The 18,179-nt window shown below is 39.5% G+C and carries 17 protein-coding genes; 3 read left to right on the plus strand and 14 right to left on the minus strand.

Annotated elements, in window-relative coordinates; translation table 11 throughout:
* Positions 1 to 77: 77 nt before the first annotated feature.
* From IEY42_RS12850 to IEY42_RS12860, 3 genes are all read left to right on the plus strand, one after another.
* Positions 78 to 1,091: a hypothetical protein gene (locus IEY42_RS12850; RefSeq protein WP_188925605.1), complete on the plus strand. Its 1,014-nt coding sequence runs from the start codon at positions 78 to 80 to the stop codon at positions 1,089 to 1,091.
* 464 nt (positions 1,092 to 1,555) lie between these two features.
* Positions 1,556 to 1,846, plus strand: coding sequence for a helix-turn-helix domain-containing protein (locus tag IEY42_RS12855; RefSeq protein ID WP_188925606.1), 291 nt, complete (start codon positions 1,556 to 1,558; stop codon positions 1,844 to 1,846).
* A 2-nt stretch (positions 1,847 to 1,848) separates the two neighbouring features.
* Positions 1,849 to 3,177 carry a HipA domain-containing protein gene (locus IEY42_RS12860; protein ID WP_188925607.1) on the plus strand — a complete coding sequence of 443 codons (1,329 nt, stop codon included), beginning with the start codon at positions 1,849 to 1,851 and terminating at the stop codon, positions 3,175 to 3,177.
* Positions 3,178 to 3,269: 92 nt separating this feature from the next.
* Here IEY42_RS12860 and IEY42_RS12865 read toward each other — a convergent pair whose 3' ends face one another.
* The 14 genes from IEY42_RS12865 to IEY42_RS12930 all read right to left on the minus strand — a co-directional run bounded on the left by IEY42_RS12865 (position 3,270) and on the right by IEY42_RS12930 (position 18,178).
* On the minus strand, positions 3,270 to 3,530 hold the full coding sequence (locus tag IEY42_RS12865; protein WP_188925608.1) for a hypothetical protein: 261 nt from the start codon (positions 3,528 to 3,530) through the stop codon (positions 3,270 to 3,272).
* A gap of 377 nt (positions 3,531 to 3,907) precedes the next feature.
* On the minus strand, positions 3,908 to 5,257 hold the full coding sequence (gene glmM, locus IEY42_RS12870) for a phosphoglucosamine mutase (protein ID WP_188925609.1): 1,350 nt from the start codon (positions 5,255 to 5,257) through the stop codon (positions 3,908 to 3,910).
* A gap of 308 nt (positions 5,258 to 5,565) precedes the next feature.
* Entirely contained in the window at positions 5,566 to 5,997 is a 432-nt protein-coding gene (gene hepT, locus IEY42_RS12875) for a type VII toxin-antitoxin system HepT family RNase toxin (RefSeq protein WP_229780050.1), read from the minus strand.
* Positions 5,994 to 6,377, minus strand: coding sequence for a type VII toxin-antitoxin system MntA family adenylyltransferase antitoxin (mntA, locus tag IEY42_RS12880; RefSeq protein ID WP_188925610.1), 384 nt, complete (start codon positions 6,375 to 6,377; stop codon positions 5,994 to 5,996). The genes hepT and mntA overlap by 4 nt, the downstream gene beginning before the upstream one ends.
* Positions 6,378 to 6,641: 264 nt before the next feature.
* Positions 6,642 to 7,520 carry a UTP--glucose-1-phosphate uridylyltransferase GalU gene (gene galU, locus IEY42_RS12885; RefSeq protein WP_188925611.1) on the minus strand — a complete coding sequence of 293 codons (879 nt, stop codon included), beginning with the start codon at positions 7,518 to 7,520 and terminating at the stop codon, positions 6,642 to 6,644.
* A 45-nt stretch (positions 7,521 to 7,565) separates the two neighbouring features.
* The gene (locus IEY42_RS12890; RefSeq protein ID WP_188925612.1) at positions 7,566 to 9,500 is read right to left on the minus strand and encodes a polysaccharide biosynthesis protein; all 1,935 of its coding nucleotides are present in this window, start codon (positions 9,498 to 9,500) and stop codon (positions 7,566 to 7,568) included.
* Between the two features lie 325 nt (positions 9,501 to 9,825).
* Positions 9,826 to 10,992 carry a nucleotide sugar dehydrogenase gene (locus tag IEY42_RS12895; RefSeq protein WP_188925613.1) on the minus strand — a complete coding sequence of 389 codons (1,167 nt, stop codon included), beginning with the start codon at positions 10,990 to 10,992 and terminating at the stop codon, positions 9,826 to 9,828.
* 24 nt (positions 10,993 to 11,016) lie between these two features.
* Positions 11,017 to 11,571 carry a sugar transferase gene (locus IEY42_RS12900; RefSeq protein WP_188925614.1) on the minus strand — a complete coding sequence of 185 codons (555 nt, stop codon included), beginning with the start codon at positions 11,569 to 11,571 and terminating at the stop codon, positions 11,017 to 11,019.
* A gap of 9 nt (positions 11,572 to 11,580) precedes the next feature.
* Positions 11,581 to 12,531 (minus strand): UDP-glucose 4-epimerase family protein, encoded by a 951-nt coding sequence (locus IEY42_RS12905; RefSeq protein WP_188925615.1) that lies wholly within the window; start codon positions 12,529 to 12,531, stop codon positions 11,581 to 11,583.
* The gene (locus IEY42_RS12910; protein WP_188925616.1) at positions 12,531 to 13,742 is read right to left on the minus strand and encodes a glycosyltransferase family 4 protein; all 1,212 of its coding nucleotides are present in this window, start codon (positions 13,740 to 13,742) and stop codon (positions 12,531 to 12,533) included. Before IEY42_RS12910 ends, IEY42_RS12905 begins: the two co-directional genes overlap by 1 nt.
* 3 nt (positions 13,743 to 13,745) lie before the next feature.
* Positions 13,746 to 14,876 (minus strand): non-hydrolyzing UDP-N-acetylglucosamine 2-epimerase, encoded by a 1,131-nt coding sequence (wecB, locus tag IEY42_RS12915; RefSeq protein ID WP_188925617.1) that lies wholly within the window; start codon positions 14,874 to 14,876, stop codon positions 13,746 to 13,748.
* Between the two features lie 15 nt (positions 14,877 to 14,891).
* Positions 14,892 to 16,001 carry a UDP-2-acetamido-2,6-beta-L-arabino-hexul-4-ose reductase gene (wbjC, locus tag IEY42_RS12920; protein WP_188925618.1) on the minus strand — a complete coding sequence of 370 codons (1,110 nt, stop codon included), beginning with the start codon at positions 15,999 to 16,001 and terminating at the stop codon, positions 14,892 to 14,894.
* A complete protein-coding gene (locus tag IEY42_RS12925; RefSeq protein WP_188925619.1) occupies positions 16,002 to 17,039 on the minus strand; it encodes a polysaccharide biosynthesis protein in 1,038 nt (345 codons plus the stop codon).
* Positions 17,040 to 17,047: 8 nt separating this feature from the next.
* The gene (locus IEY42_RS12930) at positions 17,048 to 18,178 is read right to left on the minus strand and encodes a glycosyltransferase (RefSeq protein ID WP_188925620.1); all 1,131 of its coding nucleotides are present in this window, start codon (positions 18,176 to 18,178) and stop codon (positions 17,048 to 17,050) included.
* Position 18,179 lies beyond the last annotated feature (1 nt).

Here is an 18,179-nt window from a genome sequence, read left to right on the forward strand (position 1 = left end):
ACCCAGAGAACAAAAAAGAAGCAGCTTAACAGCTTAGGCGACAACTACCTTGAAAAACGCCGTATGATCTACAAGACATGGATACCGAAGAAAAAATTACCGACTTTAAAGCACAGGTTTACCATGAACTGCAAAAGTTCAGAGACAGCGAATTTGTTACAGACATTAAAGTGTATACGTCTGAATATTTCCCCGAGTCACAGCGCAATAATTTTCGGCGTGATTATAAGCAAAAAGACAAATACCCTATCGATATCGTCATCGCAGATCGATTTATTGCCAGAACATGCCTGTCTTCACTCCAAAAAAGAAACCCAGGCCGAAAAGTGACAGACATGATGTGCAACGATATCCTTATCATTAATGATCTTTACAAAATACCGAATAAGCTAAAACCTTTCCCGATAAAGTGGGCAACGGTTGAACGCGGTGAAAGAGAAAGCACAGGTAAACAGCGGATCCATGTAAAAATTACCTACAACAATGGTCAGCAGTGCTACCTTAGAAACTTTTCAAATACCCCCTGCGTCGAGCAACCCACATTATTGTTGCCTTCTGAAGAAAAAATCAGCCGTATTTACCATAAGTTCACCCATACCCATATTATTTTTTATGTCTGGAGTGGCATTATTGAAACCGCGCATACAAGAGAAGTGATTTATAAATTTGGGGTATGCCGCTTTGACTGGTCTGATACAGAAAAGTACAACATTGAAGAATTAACGCAATCCGTGATGAGCCGCCAATTGGACTATTGCCGTTCACATCAAATTATGGCGAATGAGGCAAAAGTGGAGTTGATTTCAACCCCAATGCCTTTTGATGACGGTTGGGCTAATAGCGCGTTAGGTCGATTAGAAAATGGGCTAAAAGATCCAAACAAAAATCCCTTATTAATGCGTAATGACAATGTGCCTGAAAATAGCATGCTCAGCAGCAATCCCACTGAGATCATGTGCAACGACTGGCATAGAAGACTGTTTGTTATTCCATTTATCAAAAACTACGTTAATACAATGGAACATGCTCAATCAATCGGCTTTATCGATCTTGAAAACGCGAGAGGTGAGGAGTATCCCGTTCCAAAGTAACAATACAAGCAGATAACCTCTTAATTGATTCTTGTGTTTATACCATCAGGATAAATAAGTGATCAGAGATTGCGTAGGAAAAATCGCTTAGAACAAGGCAGAAATTACAGCGAGGTAGCTGTTCTAGCTTCAAAATTTCTAACGAAGTTATAAGCAATGTTAACCAGTAAGCATGATCACATTTTTGTGCTGATTGCTATTAAAAGCGCTCATCGAGTAGGGTGAGGCGTTGCCGCCTCTTCCCTCTCACATATTGAAGCAACTCAACAAAAATCTACATTGAAATAGATTGCCGCTGGAGTGATTATTTGTTGAACAGCCAAATAATCACCACTATCGGTTATTTATTGGTAGTGCATTTCACGAGCGCAATATAATCACCCTTATCGGTGAATATATTTTAAAGTTACTGAAATCGGTCTATAATCACTGATATCGGTGATTATTTTAGTAAGGTTCGATTGATGGCTAAGAAAGTAACTTCTTCAAAAATGCCTAGCGCTGCATTCATAGATAATGCAGCCGTTCTAGGCCAACTCATCAAAGCAAAAAGAACTGAACTCGGCCTAAAGTTAGCAGACTGCGCCGCGCTATGCGGAATTGGTATTAATACTTTATCACGTATTGAAAACGGAAATTCAAACTGTACTTTATCAGCGGTTTTTTCTGTTTTAAACGGATTAGGTATTAAGCTAACCTCCAAAGAATTAACCCCTTTAGAAAAGATATCATCACCTTTTGATGAGTGGGTTTAGATATGACAAAAGCTGACGCATACAGGCTAGACATCAAATACGCTGATCAAGTGATTGGAAATTTATCTTTAGATAACAAGACCAACTTATTGAAACTGAGTTATTCACCACTGTGGCAAACCGAAGGTTTTGCTATCTCCCCCCATTTATCACTGGATAATCAACACTCACCAGAAGTCGCGTACAGCTTTCTAGATAATGCCTTGCCTGAAGGTGAAGCAAGAAAACTTTTGGCTGAAAATCTGGGTGTTTCAGAGAAAAATGTTTATTCACAAGTCAGTGCCATTGGAAATGACTTAGCAGGCGCAGTGACATTTTTACCGTCATTAGAAGAACACCGACACAACCAGCCGTCTTTTAGAATACTTGAAGAAGAGCTCATTACAAGACTCGACAATAAAGAAGAATTGGGCCTACTCACATGGGACGATAAGCCACGTCTCAGCGTGGCCGGAGTTCAAGATAAACTAAATGTTTTTATTGATGAGAAAGGCAATATTGGCTTTGGAGATGGGTCACTCTGCTCTACCCATATTATAAAATTTGAAAAGAGAAACTGTCCAAATCTCGTCCTAAACGAATTTTTTTGTATGAAGCTCTCTAGTGCAGTTGGATTGCCAACTGCTGATGTTGAGTATAGACATTTTGGACCGCACCCTTCGCTCATCGTAAAACGATTCGATCGCAAATATGTTGCCGACGCCAACAAAGTAATGAGGCGCCATGTTATCGATGGCTGCCAGGCATTAAATTTACCAAGAGACTACAAATATGAGCGAAACTTGGGTGATGGAAGAGATGTTCAACATATTCGAGATGGCGCTAGCTTAGTAAAGCTATTTGATTTCACTGGACATATGTCTTCGCCAATTGAAAGTAAGCAATGGCTTATAAACTGGCAACTGCTTAATTTAATGATCAGCAACTACGACAGTCATGGCAAGAACGTTTCATTATTCTTTGATAGAAATAATGCACGATTCACTCCAGCTTATGATCTCGTCAATATCGCTTTGTTCCCTCAATTTAAACACAGGTTAGCGATGGCTATAGGTGATGAGTTTTACCCCGACCATATTCATGCGTATCAACTGGCTTATTTCGCAGAAACATGTGATATCGATAAGAAACTGTTATCTAGGCTATTGATTGAATTAGCAAATAAATTGATAAAACAACTATCGACTGGGTCGTTGATTAAAAGTTTACAAACTCAATCTCATTTTTCTGATAATGATATTAAGTATTTTCAGCAACTGAGTGACAACATACTGACAAGAACCGAGTATTTAAAAGCTCAAGCAGTTGAAATCCCTAATATTGAAGTATAGAGACGTCAACTTAGTGAAATCGTTTTTTTTAGAGGGGATGACCAACGGCGTAGCCAACAAACATAGCTGCGGATTACACACATTATTTAATGTTACCACTTAGAAAAGTCATAGTGCACGAATGAAGGTGACAATGAAGTGTTGGCTCCATCAAACTTTTTTCCACAATAGGGACAATAGCGTACTTTTATTGCTATTGTTTCGATAATTTGGCCAACTTCTTCTAAGTAGTGATTTTCCTGAAGATCAATTTCTGTTGCCACCCTATTTAAATTTAAAATGAAGCAACCTTCGACATATTCATACCAAGCATCGACTAATTTCATGTTGTCGCAATAGTGAAGATCTTTCATTTGTAAACCTTGCAAGAGAAGTACATATTTATAACCGGCTAACACTGTTAATTTTGCACTGTTCTGAAGTTAAGGGCATGATCAGATCTGCGCTAAGTTTCGATTCGCTCATGTAAAGATGACGAAGTGTGATACTTGTAATTGAATGGGTACTTACCTCTTAATTGCCCGAAAAATTGCACTATCGTTTCACTATTGGCAACTGAATGTGCGGATACAATCGAAATAGATTGTTTGTTAAAAAAGCACACATACAAAAACAGGTGACTGCTAAGCAATCACCTGTTTTTATGTTTTATGTGAAGCGTCCTAGCAGTGACGAAGTCACGCCCTAGCAGCGTAGCGTCCTAGAACCTAGCAGCGCAGCGCCCTAGCACCTAGCTGCGAACCGCGTTGGCGATGTGCTCAGCCTGTGTTTGCGACATTTCTGGGTCGGTAGACTCAACCATTACGCGAATTAATGGCTCAGTGCCAGATTTACGCAGTAACACTCGACCATTGTTACCTAAAACGGTTTCCGCTTCTTTTACAGCTTGCTTAACCGCGGCAGAGGCTAAAATCTCATCTGCATTGTTTGCAGTTAAACGAACGTTAAGCAATACCTGTGGTAGCTTTTGCATGCCAGAAACAAGTTCAGCTAATGACTGTTTAGACTCAAGTACCGCTTGAAGCACTAACAAAGATGCCACAACACCATCACCCGTTGAAGCATGGTCAAGGTGTAAAATATGGCCAGAGCCTTCGCCGCCTAACTTCCAACCGGTTTCTTTTAATTGCTCAACCACATAGCGATCGCCTACTTTGGCACGTTTAAATGGAATATCCATCTCTTTTAACGCCAATTCAAGGCCAAGGTTAGACATTAACGTGCCAACCACCCCGCCTTGTAATGTCCCTTTATGTTTAGCAGCACGGGCTAATATGTATAAAATTTGGTCGCCATCGACCACATGGCCGTTGTGATCTACAAACATGATGCGGTCGGCATCACCGTCAAGCGCAATACCTAAATCAGCCTCGTGCACCATCACCGCCGTTTGTAGGCTGTCTAGGTGAGTCGCACCGCAATGGTCATTAATATTCACACCATTAGGTTTATCGTTAATGCTTATAACTTCAGCACCTAACTCGCGGTACACATTTGGGGCAATGTGGTAAGCCGCACCATTGGCGCTGTCGACCACAATTTTTAATCCCGCTAAGGTTAAGTCTTTGGCAAATACGCCTTTGCAAAACTCAATGTAACGGCCAGCGGCGTCGGTAATACGACGCACTTTACCGAGTAACTCAGAAGACACACACTGCATCGCATTATGGTTTAACGCCTGGTCGAGTAGCGCCTCGATTTCAAGCTCTTGTTGGTCATTGAGCTTAGTGCCAGAGTTAGAGAAAAACTTAATGCCGTTATCGTAATGAGGGTTGTGCGATGCGCTAATTACCACCCCCGCATCAGCCCTAAACGTTGAGGCTAAATACGCCACCGCAGGCGTTGGCATAGGGCCAATTAACGCCACGTTAACACCGGCAGCAGAAAGCCCCGCCTCAATGGCCGACTCAAACATATAACCACTGCTGCGGGTATCTTTACCAATCAATACTTCCTTGGTACCCGTTGAGGCAAGTACAGTACCCGCCGCCCAACCCAATTTCATTGCAAAATCAGGTGTAATAGGAAACGTCCCCACTTTTCCACGCACACCGTCGGTACCAAAATATTTACGACTCATAAAAACTCCAATGTAAAAAGGTTCTAGGTTCTAAATGCGTTGACGGATTACGGAATACAGAACGCTTCGCTTACGGGCTCTAGGAACTCGCAAGCTCGCGAGAGAGCGGACTTCGTCCTTCTAGGTTCTAAATGCGTTGACGGATTACGGATTACAGAATGCTTCGCTTACGGGTTTAAGTGCTAGGAACTCGCAGGCTCGCCTGAGAGCGGACTGCGTCCTTCTAGGTTCTAGCTTCTAAATGCGTTGACGGATTACAGAACGCTTCGCTTACGGGCTCTAGGAACTCGCAGGCTCGCCTGAGAGGGTTACTCGGAAAGCAAAAAAGGAATAGCCTTATCCGTAAATTCAGCCAAGGATTGATAATGCTTTTGGCGCAAAATATCTTCAATAATCAATAAATCGATATTCAAATAATCGTCCACCAAACCATTACGCATGCCAATGATCTGTTTCCAAGTGCGTAATTCATCACTGGATATCAGATTATGCGCCTTTAAAACAGAGAATGATTGATAAGCTTCGGTCACACTGTGACCCTGTATCTTTTTCACCATATGCTTGGCTAGCCCTATGCACATTTCAGTGAAAACTTGCAGTAACCGTTCAGTCGCTATGAAGTCACGCTTTTTAAGCTCTGAATGTATTAAATCAAAGCGAAGTTCATCGAGTTCTTTGAGATACATTGCTTTGTGCATTTTGACTTCATTGAGGTATAGCTCAATACCTTTGTTCATCATTCAGCCTCGCGTTTGCTTTGCATCAATTGATACTCAAACATAGAACGAATGCGGTTTTCTTCTTGATAAACGCGCAATGGGTTATTGTTATATACCAATTGGCCATATTCAATCACATTAAAAGCAAGCGCAATAGGTATACGATTAATATCAACGATACTCAATTTATCGAGAGGCATGTTTAACTCTTCTGCCCACTCTATTGCTAAACACTCGGGGCGAGATTGAAGTGATAAAGCTGGGAGAGTATGATTCTTAAACGCAATGGCTATATCAACATCACTTTCTGAGTGCGCTGTTCCCTGAGCTTGAGAGCCATATAACCAAATAAGCTCAATGTCTTCATTAAGCTTTGCTATGTTAACGATAAAGTCTATCATACCCATTCTATTTATGCCGTTTATAAGCGAAGCCTCTAGCAGTGACAAAGTCGGGTAGTAGGTTCTAGGTTCTAAATGCGTTGACGGATTACGGATTACAGAACGCTTCGCTTACGGGTCTAAGAGCTAGAAACTCGCAGGCTCGTCTGAGGGCGGACTTCGTCCTTCTAGCATCGAAGCGTCTTAGAAGCATAGCGCCCTCGAAGTGACGCAGTCACGTCCTAGGACCTAGAACCTATAAGCGAAGCACCCTAGGCCTCCCAATTAGAGCATTTTAGCGATACGGTTTTTAAACTCTGCGCCTAGCTTGGCGTCACGTAAACCATATTCAACAAATGCGGCCATGTAACCTAGCTTGTCACCACAATCGTGTGACTTGCCGGTCATGTTAAAGGCTTCAACTGTGTCCTGTTCAATCAGCATATCAATGGCATCAGTTAGCTGAATTTCATCACCTGCGCCCGCTGGGGTTTTAGCCAATAATCGCCAGATTTTTTCTGACAATACATAACGGCCAACTACCGCTAAATTAGATGGTGCTTCGCCAACGGCTGGTTTTTCTACCATGGCAGAAATTTTTGCCGAATCTCCAGGGGCAATCTCAACACCATTACAATCGGCAATACCATACTTGTTCACTTCATCGTCAGGAACAGGAGCCACCATAATCTGGCTTGCAAAGCTGGTTTTGTAACGGGCAATCATCGCCGCTAGGTTTTCATGTTTTTGGTCAGCTGTGTAGGCATCTAAAATCACGTCAGGCAGCACTACAGCGAACGGATTATTACCAATACAAGGTTGCGCACATAATACCGCATGACCAAGGCCTTTCGCCTCACCTTGACGCACATGCATAATGGTCACATCTTTAGGGCAAATGGCCTGAACTTCTTCAAGTAACTGACGTTTAACACGTTTCTCTAGCGTTGACTCAAGCTCAAAAGACTTATCAAAGTGGTTTTCAATAGCGTTTTTACTGGCATGCGTCACCAATATAATCTCTTTAACCCCAGCAGCTACACACTCATCAACAATGTACTGAATTAACGGCTTATCAACCAAAGGCAACATCTCTTTAGGTATCGCTTTGGTTGCAGGTAACATGCGAGTCCCAAGGCCCGCCACAGGAATAACAACTTTCATCAATAATCCTTTAAATTTTAATGTTCAGCGCGGCTTAAAAATAGCCTACGATACTAAATTAATAACCTTTTTTGCAGCTGTGGAATTTTTAGCTTTTTGCTGATAAACCAAATCACAAATGCCATCAGTAGGTGCAAAACCAGTCGGTGTTGAAAGCAAAATATCACGAATGGCCTCATGATCAAACTCATGGCAAGCAACATCTAGACGATTCAAAATGTTTGAATATTCAGACCAAGGTAAATATAACTCGTTAGCAGTCATAATACGCTCATGTTCAGTGCCGGTTACATCATCGCCAATAAGTAGCTCTTCATATAGCTTCTCACCTGGGCGTAAACCACTAAACTCTATCGCGATATCACCCTCAGGATTTTTATCACTACGCACTTCATAACCACTTAATCGGATCATTTTTTTGGCTAAATCAACAATCTTTACAGATTTACCCATATCAAGCACAAATACATCGCCGCCTTTGCCCATCGCCCCAGCTTGAATAACTAACTGTGATGCTTCAGGTATTGTCATAAAAAAACGAGTAATTTCAGGATGAGTTACAGTCACAGGGCCACCGTTAGCAATTTGATTTCTAAATAACGGGACTACAGAGCCAGATGAGCCAAGTACATTACCAAAGCGGACCATACAAAAACGGGTTTGGTTGTTTTCTCTTGCAAATGCTTGCAACACTAATTCGGCCATACGCTTGGTGGTACCCATCACATTTGTGGGTCGAACCGCTTTATCTGTTGAGACTAATACAAATGTCTCCACTTTAGCAGCAATAGCAGCTTGGACTGTATAAAGCGTACCAAAAACGTTATTACGGACGCCCTCAACTACATTGTGCTCAACTAGCGGTACATGCTTATATGCAGCAGCATGGTAAACCGTTTGCACACCAAACGATTCCATAACCGCCTGTACACGATTCTCCCGCTGCACAGACCCCATCATAGGAATAATTTCAACTGACAACCCAAGTTCGTTTGCAGTCGCGTTTAGTTCACGGTCAATGGCATACAAAGCAAACTCAGAAAGCTCAAACAATACTAATTTGGATGGTTGTTGTTTTAAAATCTGACGGCACAACTCAGAACCGATTGAACCGCCAGCGCCTGTTACCATAACTACTTTAGCTTTTATGTTAGCGGCAAGTAAGTCTTGTCTTGGTTCAACTGAATCACGACCTAACAGATCGTCAATTTCAACTTCTTTAATGTCACTATACAACTTTGTGCCATTAACTAAATCAGACATTGCAGGAATGGTGAGTACCTGCACAGATAAAGGCTCTAACCGGGCTAATATCTCTTGTCGTTTAGCTCTAGTGGCACTTGGTATAGCAAGCAAGACTTTATTAACAGGCTTTTGCTTAATCAGTTTTTTAATAATAGAAGGCGAATGAACATGCACACCTTGTATAACATTACCTTGTAATGAAATGTCATCATCGACAAACGCAAAAGGATGATATTCATGGCTTTGCATTAAAGACGTCAATAATTGCCTACCGCTCACACCCGCACCATAAATAATGACCGGCTCACCAACACGCTTCATACCCGTGCCAACAAAAGAGCGCACAATAGCACGAGTTCCACCCACAAAAACAAGCGCAAAAGCAGCGAAAATAACCGGTACCGTTCTAGGTAAATTCGCTTCAGCGTAAAATGCAACAGAAATCAGGGCTATTGTAGAAACAACGACACCAATAATGATGGCTACAAGGGCTTGTAATCCCATGTAGCGCAACACCGCACGGTATAAGCCCAACTTAGCAAACACAAATAAACTAAGCGGTAAAACGGGTAGGATCACGCTCCAATAAGCACTATTACCTAACACACTGGTATCATCTAAACGCACCAATAAGGCACACCAAAAAGCAAGTAACAGAAACACAGAGTCAATGAAGACACTCAATATTCTTTTTTGTGAACGAGGTAAAGAAAACACATGCTGCAAAAAATCCATTTTCCGCTCCAAATTTAATAAATTCATAATCGATTACAGCTTAATCAAGGCTAGATGATTGGCAAAACTGAGGTGGGATAGTGTAGCACAAGTTACTTTTTTCGATGCACTATTAACACGATGCAAACGTGCTGCTGACGAAAAATATCATACACAGTGAATGCTCACTCATCTTGTGTAAAATAAAAAGGGCTGAAACAAATTATTCACTGTATCGGAGATATTGAGACATCGTGAATGCAAACAACCCTAATCAAGTTAATCACTTAGTGAGTGAGCATAATAGATAGATAGCTATATTAGGCCAGCATAAACATAAGTAATATTAATCAGAACCGAATAAATCGCGAGTATATACTTTATCTGCAACATCACGAATTTCATCAACCATACGGTTTGATACAATCACATCACAAGTCGCTTTAAACTCTTCAAGAGATTTAATGACTTTAGAGTGGAAGAACTCATCTTCTTCTAAAACAGGTTCATAAACAACCACTTCAATGCCTTTTGCCTTTAAGCGCTTCATGATCCCCTGAATACTCGATGCTCTAAAATTGTCAGAACCTGACTTCATTATTAGGCGATAAATACCTACTCGGTTAGGGTTACGCTTTAAAATTGACTCCGCTACAAAATCTTTACGAGTCGTATTAGATTCAACAATGGCACTAATGATGTTGTTAGGTACATCGGCATAGTTAGCACGTAATTGTTTCGTGTCTTTAGGTAAACAATAACCACCATAACCAAATGAAGGATTGTTGTAGTGGTTACCAATACGAGGATCTAAACCCACCCCTTCGATAATTTGGCGTGAATCCAAACCGTGTGATTCAGCGTAAGAATCCAATTCGTTAAAGTAAGCGACACGTAGTGCAAGATAAGTGTTAGAGAAAAGCTTAACTGCTTCAGCTTCTGTTGAATCAGTAAACAATACTTCTATGTTTTCTTTTACTGCACCTTGCACCAATAGGTTCGCAAACACTTGAGCACGTTCTGAACGCTCACCTACAATAATACGGGATGGGTGCAAGTTGTCATATAAAGCTCGGCCTTCACGCAAAAATTCTGGTGAAAATATTAAGTTATCACAACCCAACTTTTCTTTAATACGCGCTGTATAACCCACTGGGACTGTGGATTTAATAACCATTATCGCATTAGGATTAATTTCCATGACATCTTTTATTACCGCCTCTACAGATGATGTGTTGAAATAATTAGTATCAGCATCGTAATCTGTCGGTGTGGCAATAATGACATACTCGGCATCTTTATATGCGATTTCTTTATCAAGAGTAGCTTTAAAATTGAGAGATTTATTGGCTAAGAAGTCTTCAATTTCTATATCAACAATCGGAGCTTTTTTTTCATTCAGCATCTTAACTTTTTCAGGAACGATATCAACCGCAACAACTTGATGATTTTGTGCTAAAAGCATTGCGTTTGATAAACCGACGTAACCTGTACCAGCAACTGCAACTTTCATAATTATTTATATTCCAACTAGAAACTATTTACGCTTTACAGCGTCACCTGAACCACTGCCTGTAACAGTCATTATAATATACTTGAAGTAATCTTTAACAGTTAGACTATCAATCATCTGCTTATCAGTTTTGGCTAACAATGCAGGTGTAGACATATCAATGTTCTGAACTTGAGCTAAACCCGTTACACCAGGTAGAACATCATAAACACCTAAAGCATCACGCTCTTTGATTAATTCTTCTTGGTTAAATAAATTTGGACGCGGACCAACCAAACTCATTTCACCTTTAACCACATTAATCAGTTGCGGCAACTCATCAATCTTAGTTTTACGCAGAAAATTACCTAACTTTGTAATTGAAGCATTACTCGCTAAGTGACTAGCCACTGATTTGGTTTCAACAGTCATAGTGCGAAACTTAATCAGTTTAAACGGCTTTTTATTTCGACCTACACGGCTTTGAACAAAAATCGGTGAGCCAGTATCAAACATGCCAATAATTGTCACCATAAGTAACAAAGGCCAAAGCAACAACAAGCCAAAGAAAGCAGCTAAAAAATCGATAAAACGAATCATGTAAATACTCTATTTATTTTTATTAAGAATAAATGCTTCTGCGGTTTCTTTAAAACCTTGTTCAAGCGTTTGTGGAGGAACCCAGCCTAACGTATCTTTGGTATGTGATATATCGACCTGTAAAGATCCTATGAGCCTATCTACTACATCGGTCTTACCTGTTAACTTACCAACTAAGCGATAGCACCATAAAGGTACCGGCAGTAATCTGCTCGATTTTCCAAGCGCTTGAGACATATGATTTACCATTGACGCAGTAGATACGTCGTGATCATCAGAAACCAAAAATACCTGATTAGGAGCTTTGGGGTGATCAATGCAAGTAACAATTAAGTCTACCAAGTTTTGCACGGAAACTAAGCTGCGCTTGTTATGCTTGATGCATCCAAACGGTAATGGTAGCCCCTTAGATACCAGGTTTAATAACGAAGCGAAGTTAGCCTTAACACCCGGTCCGTAAACCAATGTAGGACGAATAATGACAACCTCTAAACCGGTTTCTTGTGCAAGCTGCAGTAGTTGCTCTTCAGCTTCTGATTTTGATTGCCCATAAAAGTCTTCAGGTGAACGTTTATCAGTAGATTTAAACGGGTGCCCCAACTCTGTTGCTTCACCGTTGACTTTGATACTGCTTATGAAGATAAAACGTTGAACACCTGCGACTACAGCCTGACGGGCAAGGTTTAAAGTTCCTGCTGTATTGACTTCACGATAATCATCTAGAGGGTCTTCGGATTCATCATCCATAATATGTACACGAGCAGCGCAGTGAATTATTACAGTGTTGTTTAGTAGTGCCAGTCCATAACTTGAATGACTATCAATAACACCAGAAAAAAATGCGGCAAGTTTCGCTAATTTAGGCTGGTTTCTACCTAAAACCGAAACATTATGTGAATCTAATCTTCCTATTAAGTGGCTTCCTAAAAAACCGCTGCCTCCTGTTACCATAATTTTCATCAGTTTTTTCCTAAAGCTATGTGTCTGATCAATTGTTTCGCAACAGACTGCACCGAAAAATGATTGGTTAATACTTTGTAAGCATTAGAACCTAACCTCCTCCGTTCAGTTTCATTATTCAATAACTTAACAGCCGATTTCAAAAGTTCATCATCTTCACCGTTCACAAAAGCAATTCCAGCTTCTTTCTCATTAATTAAATCAATCAAATCGTTACCAGGATTTACACTACCAAGAATTGGTAAAGACTGAACCATATAGCCTAATAATTTCCCAGGAAAGTTGTGTGCTTTATGACTAGCAGCTAAAGAAAACAACCCAACATCAACTTGAGTTAGTAGTTGCTTAAATTCATCCTGACTAACTGAAGATAGGAAAGTCAAATTGTCCAGTCCTCGCTCTGTCTTCATAGTCTTGACCAATTCCACTTCATCCCCCTGCCCTACAAATAAAAAATGAGCTTGCTGATAACATTTCATGGATTCAACTAATCGCAAAAGGTTGTTCATATCTTGAGCGTGGCCTATATTTCCTCCATAGAAAAAAATGCACTTATCCTCTAGTTGATATTCACACCTTATACCTTTCACTAGCTCAGATGTTGAGTAGGGTTTTATATCAGCCCAATTTCTAAGAACCTCAGTATTACTGTATCGAGGTTGAACTTTAGAAAAGTACTTAACATTAGCGTCCGACATTAAGCCAATCTTATCTGAACTACGATAATTAAGTGTTTCAAATAGTTGAAAATATTTAGCAATGAGAGACCCACCTTTAATGAGACCCTCATCAATTATCCACTGCGGAAACATATCCCTTAGAATCAGGTAATTGTATGTGCAATGTTTCTTTTTGAACCATAGTAATAAAGGTCCGAAAAAAATTGTTGGAGAATAATTGATGCAAGCATCAACTGGCTTATCCATAATTTTTTTCTTAATGGCCAAGTAAGCATTGAAAGAAATAAGAGTCTCACTCAAAGCTCGCTTTAGCTTACCAACTCCGCGCATTGGTGGATTTCTAAATCTCCACACCTCGATCCCATCAATAAACTCAATTTCGAGTCGTTCTTTTTGAGGTCCATGGCTAGGAGTTATGATAATAGGGTCATGTCCACATAACTTAAGCTCTAAAGCTAGATCATGGAACATTTTCGCATGAACTAACGTACTTGAAGGTAGATAGTCATCGGGGAATAATGCAATACGCAAGACTTAATACTCTTTCCAGACTACACGTTTAACATAGTCGGTATAAGAGTGAATAATTCTCACCATTTTATCGGATACGTTCGGCATACTATAATCATATACAGACCGAAGAAGACGTTCTTCCCCGCAAGGTTGTGACTCAAGCACTTGTAACGCTTGCATTACACGCTCAACTTCAAGACCAACCATCATGACAGACGCTTCTTCCATACCTTCTGGACGCTCGTGCGCTTCACGTAGATTCAATGCTGGAAAGTTCATAATGGAAGATTCTTCGTTGATCGTACCACTGTCAGACAAACATGCTTTAGCATGCTTTTGTAAATGGTTGTAATCATGGAAACCAAGCGGCTTTAGCAACTGGATATTTGAGTGGAACTTAATGCCCTGCGCTTCTATTCGGTTACGTGTTCTTGGGTGCGTAGAAACGATTACAGGCATATTGTAGTGTTCAGCAACTGTATTTAAGGTCTCCGCTAACTTTGCCAGTTGCTTCGGTGAATCAACATTTTCTTCACGGTGGGCACTCACCACAAAGAACTGGCCTTTTTCCAACCCAAGACGTGACAATACATCCGAAGCGTCAATTTGAGGCATATAATGATTTAATACCTCAAACATTGGGCTTCCCGTTTTAATTACACGATCAGCAGGTAAACCTTCTGCTAATAGGTAATCTCTTGCTATTGAACTGTAGGTTAGATTGATATCTGCTGTGTGATCGACAATACGGCGATTGGTTTCTTCTGGAACTCGTTGATCAAAACAGCGATTGCCTGCTTCCATATGGAAGATTGGAACTTTGCGACGTTTAGCAGGGATAGCTGAAAGACAAGAATTGGTATCACCAAGAACGAGCATAGAATCCGGCTGAATTTCCTCTAATGCTTGATCCACTTTAATTATGACTTGACCTATCGTTTCTGCCGCATTTTTACCTGCTGCGTTCAAGAAATAATCTGGTTTGCGAACCCCTAAGTCATTGAAAAAAACTTCATTTAATTCAAAATCATAATTCTGACCGGTATGAACCAAGATATGTTCACAGTGTTCATCTAATTTAGCTAAAACTCTAGAAAGACGAATGATTTCAGGGCGAGTACCGACCACTGACATTACTTTTAGTTTTTTCATTTTATTTACTCTTGCTTACAGTGGATTGGCGATTGTATCAGGCGCATCTCTATCAAAAATTTCATTAGCCCATAGCATAACGACTAACTCATTTTCTCCAATATTGGTTATATCATGCGTCCAGCCTGGAGCTGTTTCTACGATACGAGAATCTTCACCTTCGACAGTAAGTTCGTATGATTCACCCGTTACAATATGCCTAAACTTATACAAGGCCTTTCCATTAATAACCAAAAACTTCTCTGTTTTAGTATGATGATAATGTCCACCACGAGTTATACCTGGGTGAGCAGTAAAAAATGAGAACTGACCAGAGTCTTTAGTTTTAAGCATCTCCACAAAAGTACCACGCTCATCACTATGACGAGAAACTGAGTAAGCAAATTGGTCAGGCACTAGATAGCTGACGTAAGTAGAGTAAAGCGCTCTAACAAGGCCTTCTCCTACTTTAGCCGTAATCAAACTTTTTCGACTGTCTTTAAACTCTGTAAGTAACGAAACAACTTCACCGACGGTGGTTTTATAAACCGGCTCAACAATACTATACATCTCGGTTGATTGAGGTACGTTAGTTAGTAACTCAACAAATGATTGACAAACATCATCAATGTATACGAGGTTAAGTGCTGCATCTGGATTATGAATAGTGATTGGCAAATCATTTATCGTGTTATAGCAGAACGTCGCAACAGCAGAGTTATAATTTGGAAGGCACCATTTACCAAATACATTAGGTAATCTATAAATATGGGTGGGAGCACCTGTTTGCTGCTTGTATGTCGCGACAGCCTCCTCAGCACCCGCCTTACTTACACCGTAAGGGTTATCTAACTCAGCTTGAATAGATGATGTTAATAGGATTGGTGTCTTACGCCCCGATTCTATAAGTGTATCAATAATTTTCTGTGTTAAATCAGTGTTGCCTTTTCTAAATTCATCATCGTTTTTGGGGCGATTAATACCTGCAAGATGATAGATAAAGTCGGCAGATTTAACCTTTTCGACTACACTGTCTTCACTATCATCAAGTGTGATTTTGTCAACGTTATCAAAACCAGCCTCTTGTAAAAAAACGCATAAGTTTCGACCTATAAAACCTGCAGCGCCTGTCACTAAAATATTCATCTACACACCTTCTGGTACAACTAGGTTACCAGCCTCAATCTCACGCATAAAATCAAGCTTACGCAATAGCTTTTTCATACCTTCAACATCTAAACGTTCGGTATTGTGTGAATTATAATCTTCGATTACTGATAAATCTTTTTCACCTTCTTCAGTGTACTGAGCATAATTTAAATCACGATTATCAGCAGGAATGCGGTAGTAATCCCCTTGATCCTGAGCTACAAACATCTCTTCACGACTACATAGTGCTTCAAATAATTTTTCGCCATGACGTGTTCCGATAACATTCACCTTATGGTCAGGTTTGCCAATCATTTCGAGGATGGCTTGTGTCATCACTTCAATTGTAGCAGCAGGTGCTTTTTGTACAAAAATATCACCATTTTCACCATGTTCAAAAGCGTGCAAAACAAGGTCAACGGCATCATCTAAAGTCATCATAAAGCGAGTCATAGAAGGGTCTGTTAAAGTCAGTGGTGTATCTTCTATAATCTGACGAATAAATAAAGGAATTACTGAACCACGAGAGGCCATGACATTACCGTAACGAGTACCGGAGATAACAGTATTAGTACCTTCCAAGTTACGACTTTTAGCTACAATTACTTTTTCCATCATTGCTTTAGATATACCCATAGCATTTATTGGATAAACAGCTTTATCTGTACTTAAACATACTATTCGATTTACACCATGTGAAATACCTGATTCTAAGACATTTTCAGTACCTATGACGTTTGTTTTGACAGCTTCCAATGGGTAGAACTCACAAGAAGGTACTTGTTTTAAAGCTGCTGCATGGAAAACATAGTCAACACCACGCATCGCAGTTGAGATACTTTGAGGGTCACGCACATCACCAATGTAAAACTTCAATTTATCGTTGCTGTACTTCTTTCTCATGTCATCTTGTTTTTTCTCATCACGTGAGAATATACGAATTTCTTTGATATCAGTTTCTAAAAATCTATTTAGAACAGCATTGCCAAAAGAACCTGTACCACCAGTGATTAATAAAACTTTACCTTGAAACATTATTCCACCTATTTAAACATTTTGTTAATTGCCAATTCATTTTTCTTTAGGATTTGTAGACAAAAATTATATATTGATTCAGATCGTTTATTAAAGCTTTCGTCATCAAATAATAAAATTTCTTCTAAAGAATTCACATAAAAACTTTCATCATCAGCATCGCCAATATAACCACCATTATTCTTAACACTAGACCATGGAGTTTGGTCTGATAGTAAAACAATGTTGGAGTGAATCATTGCTTCTACTATTGCATGACCATAATTTTCATTATATGTAGGTAAAAAAAATAAATGATTACTTTTAAAAAGTTCTTTCACCTTAGTTCTTGAAACTGGTCCTAAGAAAATTACAGTAATATTATCAGGTAACTGCTCAATTAATTTTTTACATTTTCCCCAGTACCCATCATCGTCAACAGTGCCTGCTATTGTCAATTTTACAGTTCCAGAACAGATCTTTTTCAACGATTTTAAAATAGTAACCAAATTCTTTTTTGGAGATATTCTAGATAAAAACAGAATATTTAACATACCATTATATTTTATTTTTCGAGAGAAACTTGGAAATGGCTCATGCATATTAGGTGCTATTATATAGCCTTTATTTATTAAGCTATTAGGACATTCACTATATTCCTCATCACTTGTAAAGTGAAAATCTACATCTACCAACTTAGCAATGACTTTTTCAAAAAAAAATATATAAACCCTCTTTTTAAAACCTTTAAACTTTAGTGCTCCGTTTGTTAACTCCCCTCTGGGCGCAAGTAAAATCTTTTTGGAATTAAAAACTTTTAATACTAAAAGAAGCATTATAAATATTGAATATTTAAAATTAAAAAATGAGTTTAGATAAACTAAGTCATATTTCTTTTTATAAATAGAAAAAATCAGTTTAAATAAACCAACCAAAGAAGGTGAAGAATAATAAACTGAACTAGAATTAACCACATTATCCCAAGAGTCTTGATTAATACTAGGAAACTTGCATATATCGCCTAAGTCTCGATCTGAGGTAAGGATCTTGAAATCGTGTTTTCCTGCAAAATTATTTGTCAAATTGGCAATACTTCTTACTGGACCACCTGATTTGAAGGATGGTAAGTAGTTAGGGCAAACAATTAAAATATTATTCATT

Source organism: Shewanella algicola, assembly GCF_014648035.1.
In the GTDB taxonomy this organism is placed as follows: Bacteria; Pseudomonadota; Gammaproteobacteria; order Enterobacterales; family Shewanellaceae; genus Shewanella; species Shewanella algicola.

What these genes read in the sequence shown, in the direction of transcription:
- IEY42_RS12865 (WP_188925608.1), bottom strand. Translation starts at nt 3,530, where the DNA reads ATGAAAGATCTTCACTATTGCGACAACATGAAATTAGTCGATGCTTGG.
- hepT (WP_229780050.1), bottom strand. Translation starts at nt 5,997, where the DNA reads ATGATGAACAAAGGTATTGAGCTATACCTCAATGAAGTCAAAATGCAC.
- IEY42_RS12855 (WP_188925606.1), top strand. Translation starts at nt 1,556, where the DNA reads ATGGCTAAGAAAGTAACTTCTTCAAAAATGCCTAGCGCTGCATTCATA.
- IEY42_RS12850 (WP_188925605.1), top strand. Translation starts at nt 78, where the DNA reads ATGGATACCGAAGAAAAAATTACCGACTTTAAAGCACAGGTTTACCAT.
- glmM (WP_188925609.1), bottom strand. Translation starts at nt 5,257, where the DNA reads ATGAGTCGTAAATATTTTGGTACCGACGGTGTGCGTGGAAAAGTGGGG.
- wbjC (WP_188925618.1), bottom strand. Translation starts at nt 16,001, where the DNA reads ATGAATATTTTAGTGACAGGCGCTGCAGGTTTTATAGGTCGAAACTTA.
- IEY42_RS12930 (WP_188925620.1), bottom strand. Translation starts at nt 18,178, where the DNA reads ATGAATAATATTTTAATTGTTTGCCCTAACTACTTACCATCCTTCAAA.
- IEY42_RS12860 (WP_188925607.1), top strand. Translation starts at nt 1,849, where the DNA reads ATGACAAAAGCTGACGCATACAGGCTAGACATCAAATACGCTGATCAA.
- wecB (WP_188925617.1), bottom strand. Translation starts at nt 14,876, where the DNA reads ATGAAAAAACTAAAAGTAATGTCAGTGGTCGGTACTCGCCCTGAAATC.
- IEY42_RS12900 (WP_188925614.1), bottom strand. Translation starts at nt 11,571, where the DNA reads ATGATTCGTTTTATCGATTTTTTAGCTGCTTTCTTTGGCTTGTTGTTG.
- IEY42_RS12895 (WP_188925613.1), bottom strand. Translation starts at nt 10,992, where the DNA reads ATGAAAGTTGCAGTTGCTGGTACAGGTTACGTCGGTTTATCAAACGCA.
- IEY42_RS12925 (WP_188925619.1), bottom strand. Translation starts at nt 17,039, where the DNA reads ATGTTTCAAGGTAAAGTTTTATTAATCACTGGTGGTACAGGTTCTTTT.
- galU (WP_188925611.1), bottom strand. Translation starts at nt 7,520, where the DNA reads ATGAAAGTTGTTATTCCTGTGGCGGGCCTTGGGACTCGCATGTTACCT.
- mntA (WP_188925610.1), bottom strand. Translation starts at nt 6,377, where the DNA reads ATGATAGACTTTATCGTTAACATAGCAAAGCTTAATGAAGACATTGAG.
- IEY42_RS12890 (WP_188925612.1), bottom strand. Translation starts at nt 9,500, where the DNA reads ATGGATTTTTTGCAGCATGTGTTTTCTTTACCTCGTTCACAAAAAAGA.
- IEY42_RS12905 (WP_188925615.1), bottom strand. Translation starts at nt 12,531, where the DNA reads ATGAAAATTATGGTAACAGGAGGCAGCGGTTTTTTAGGAAGCCACTTA.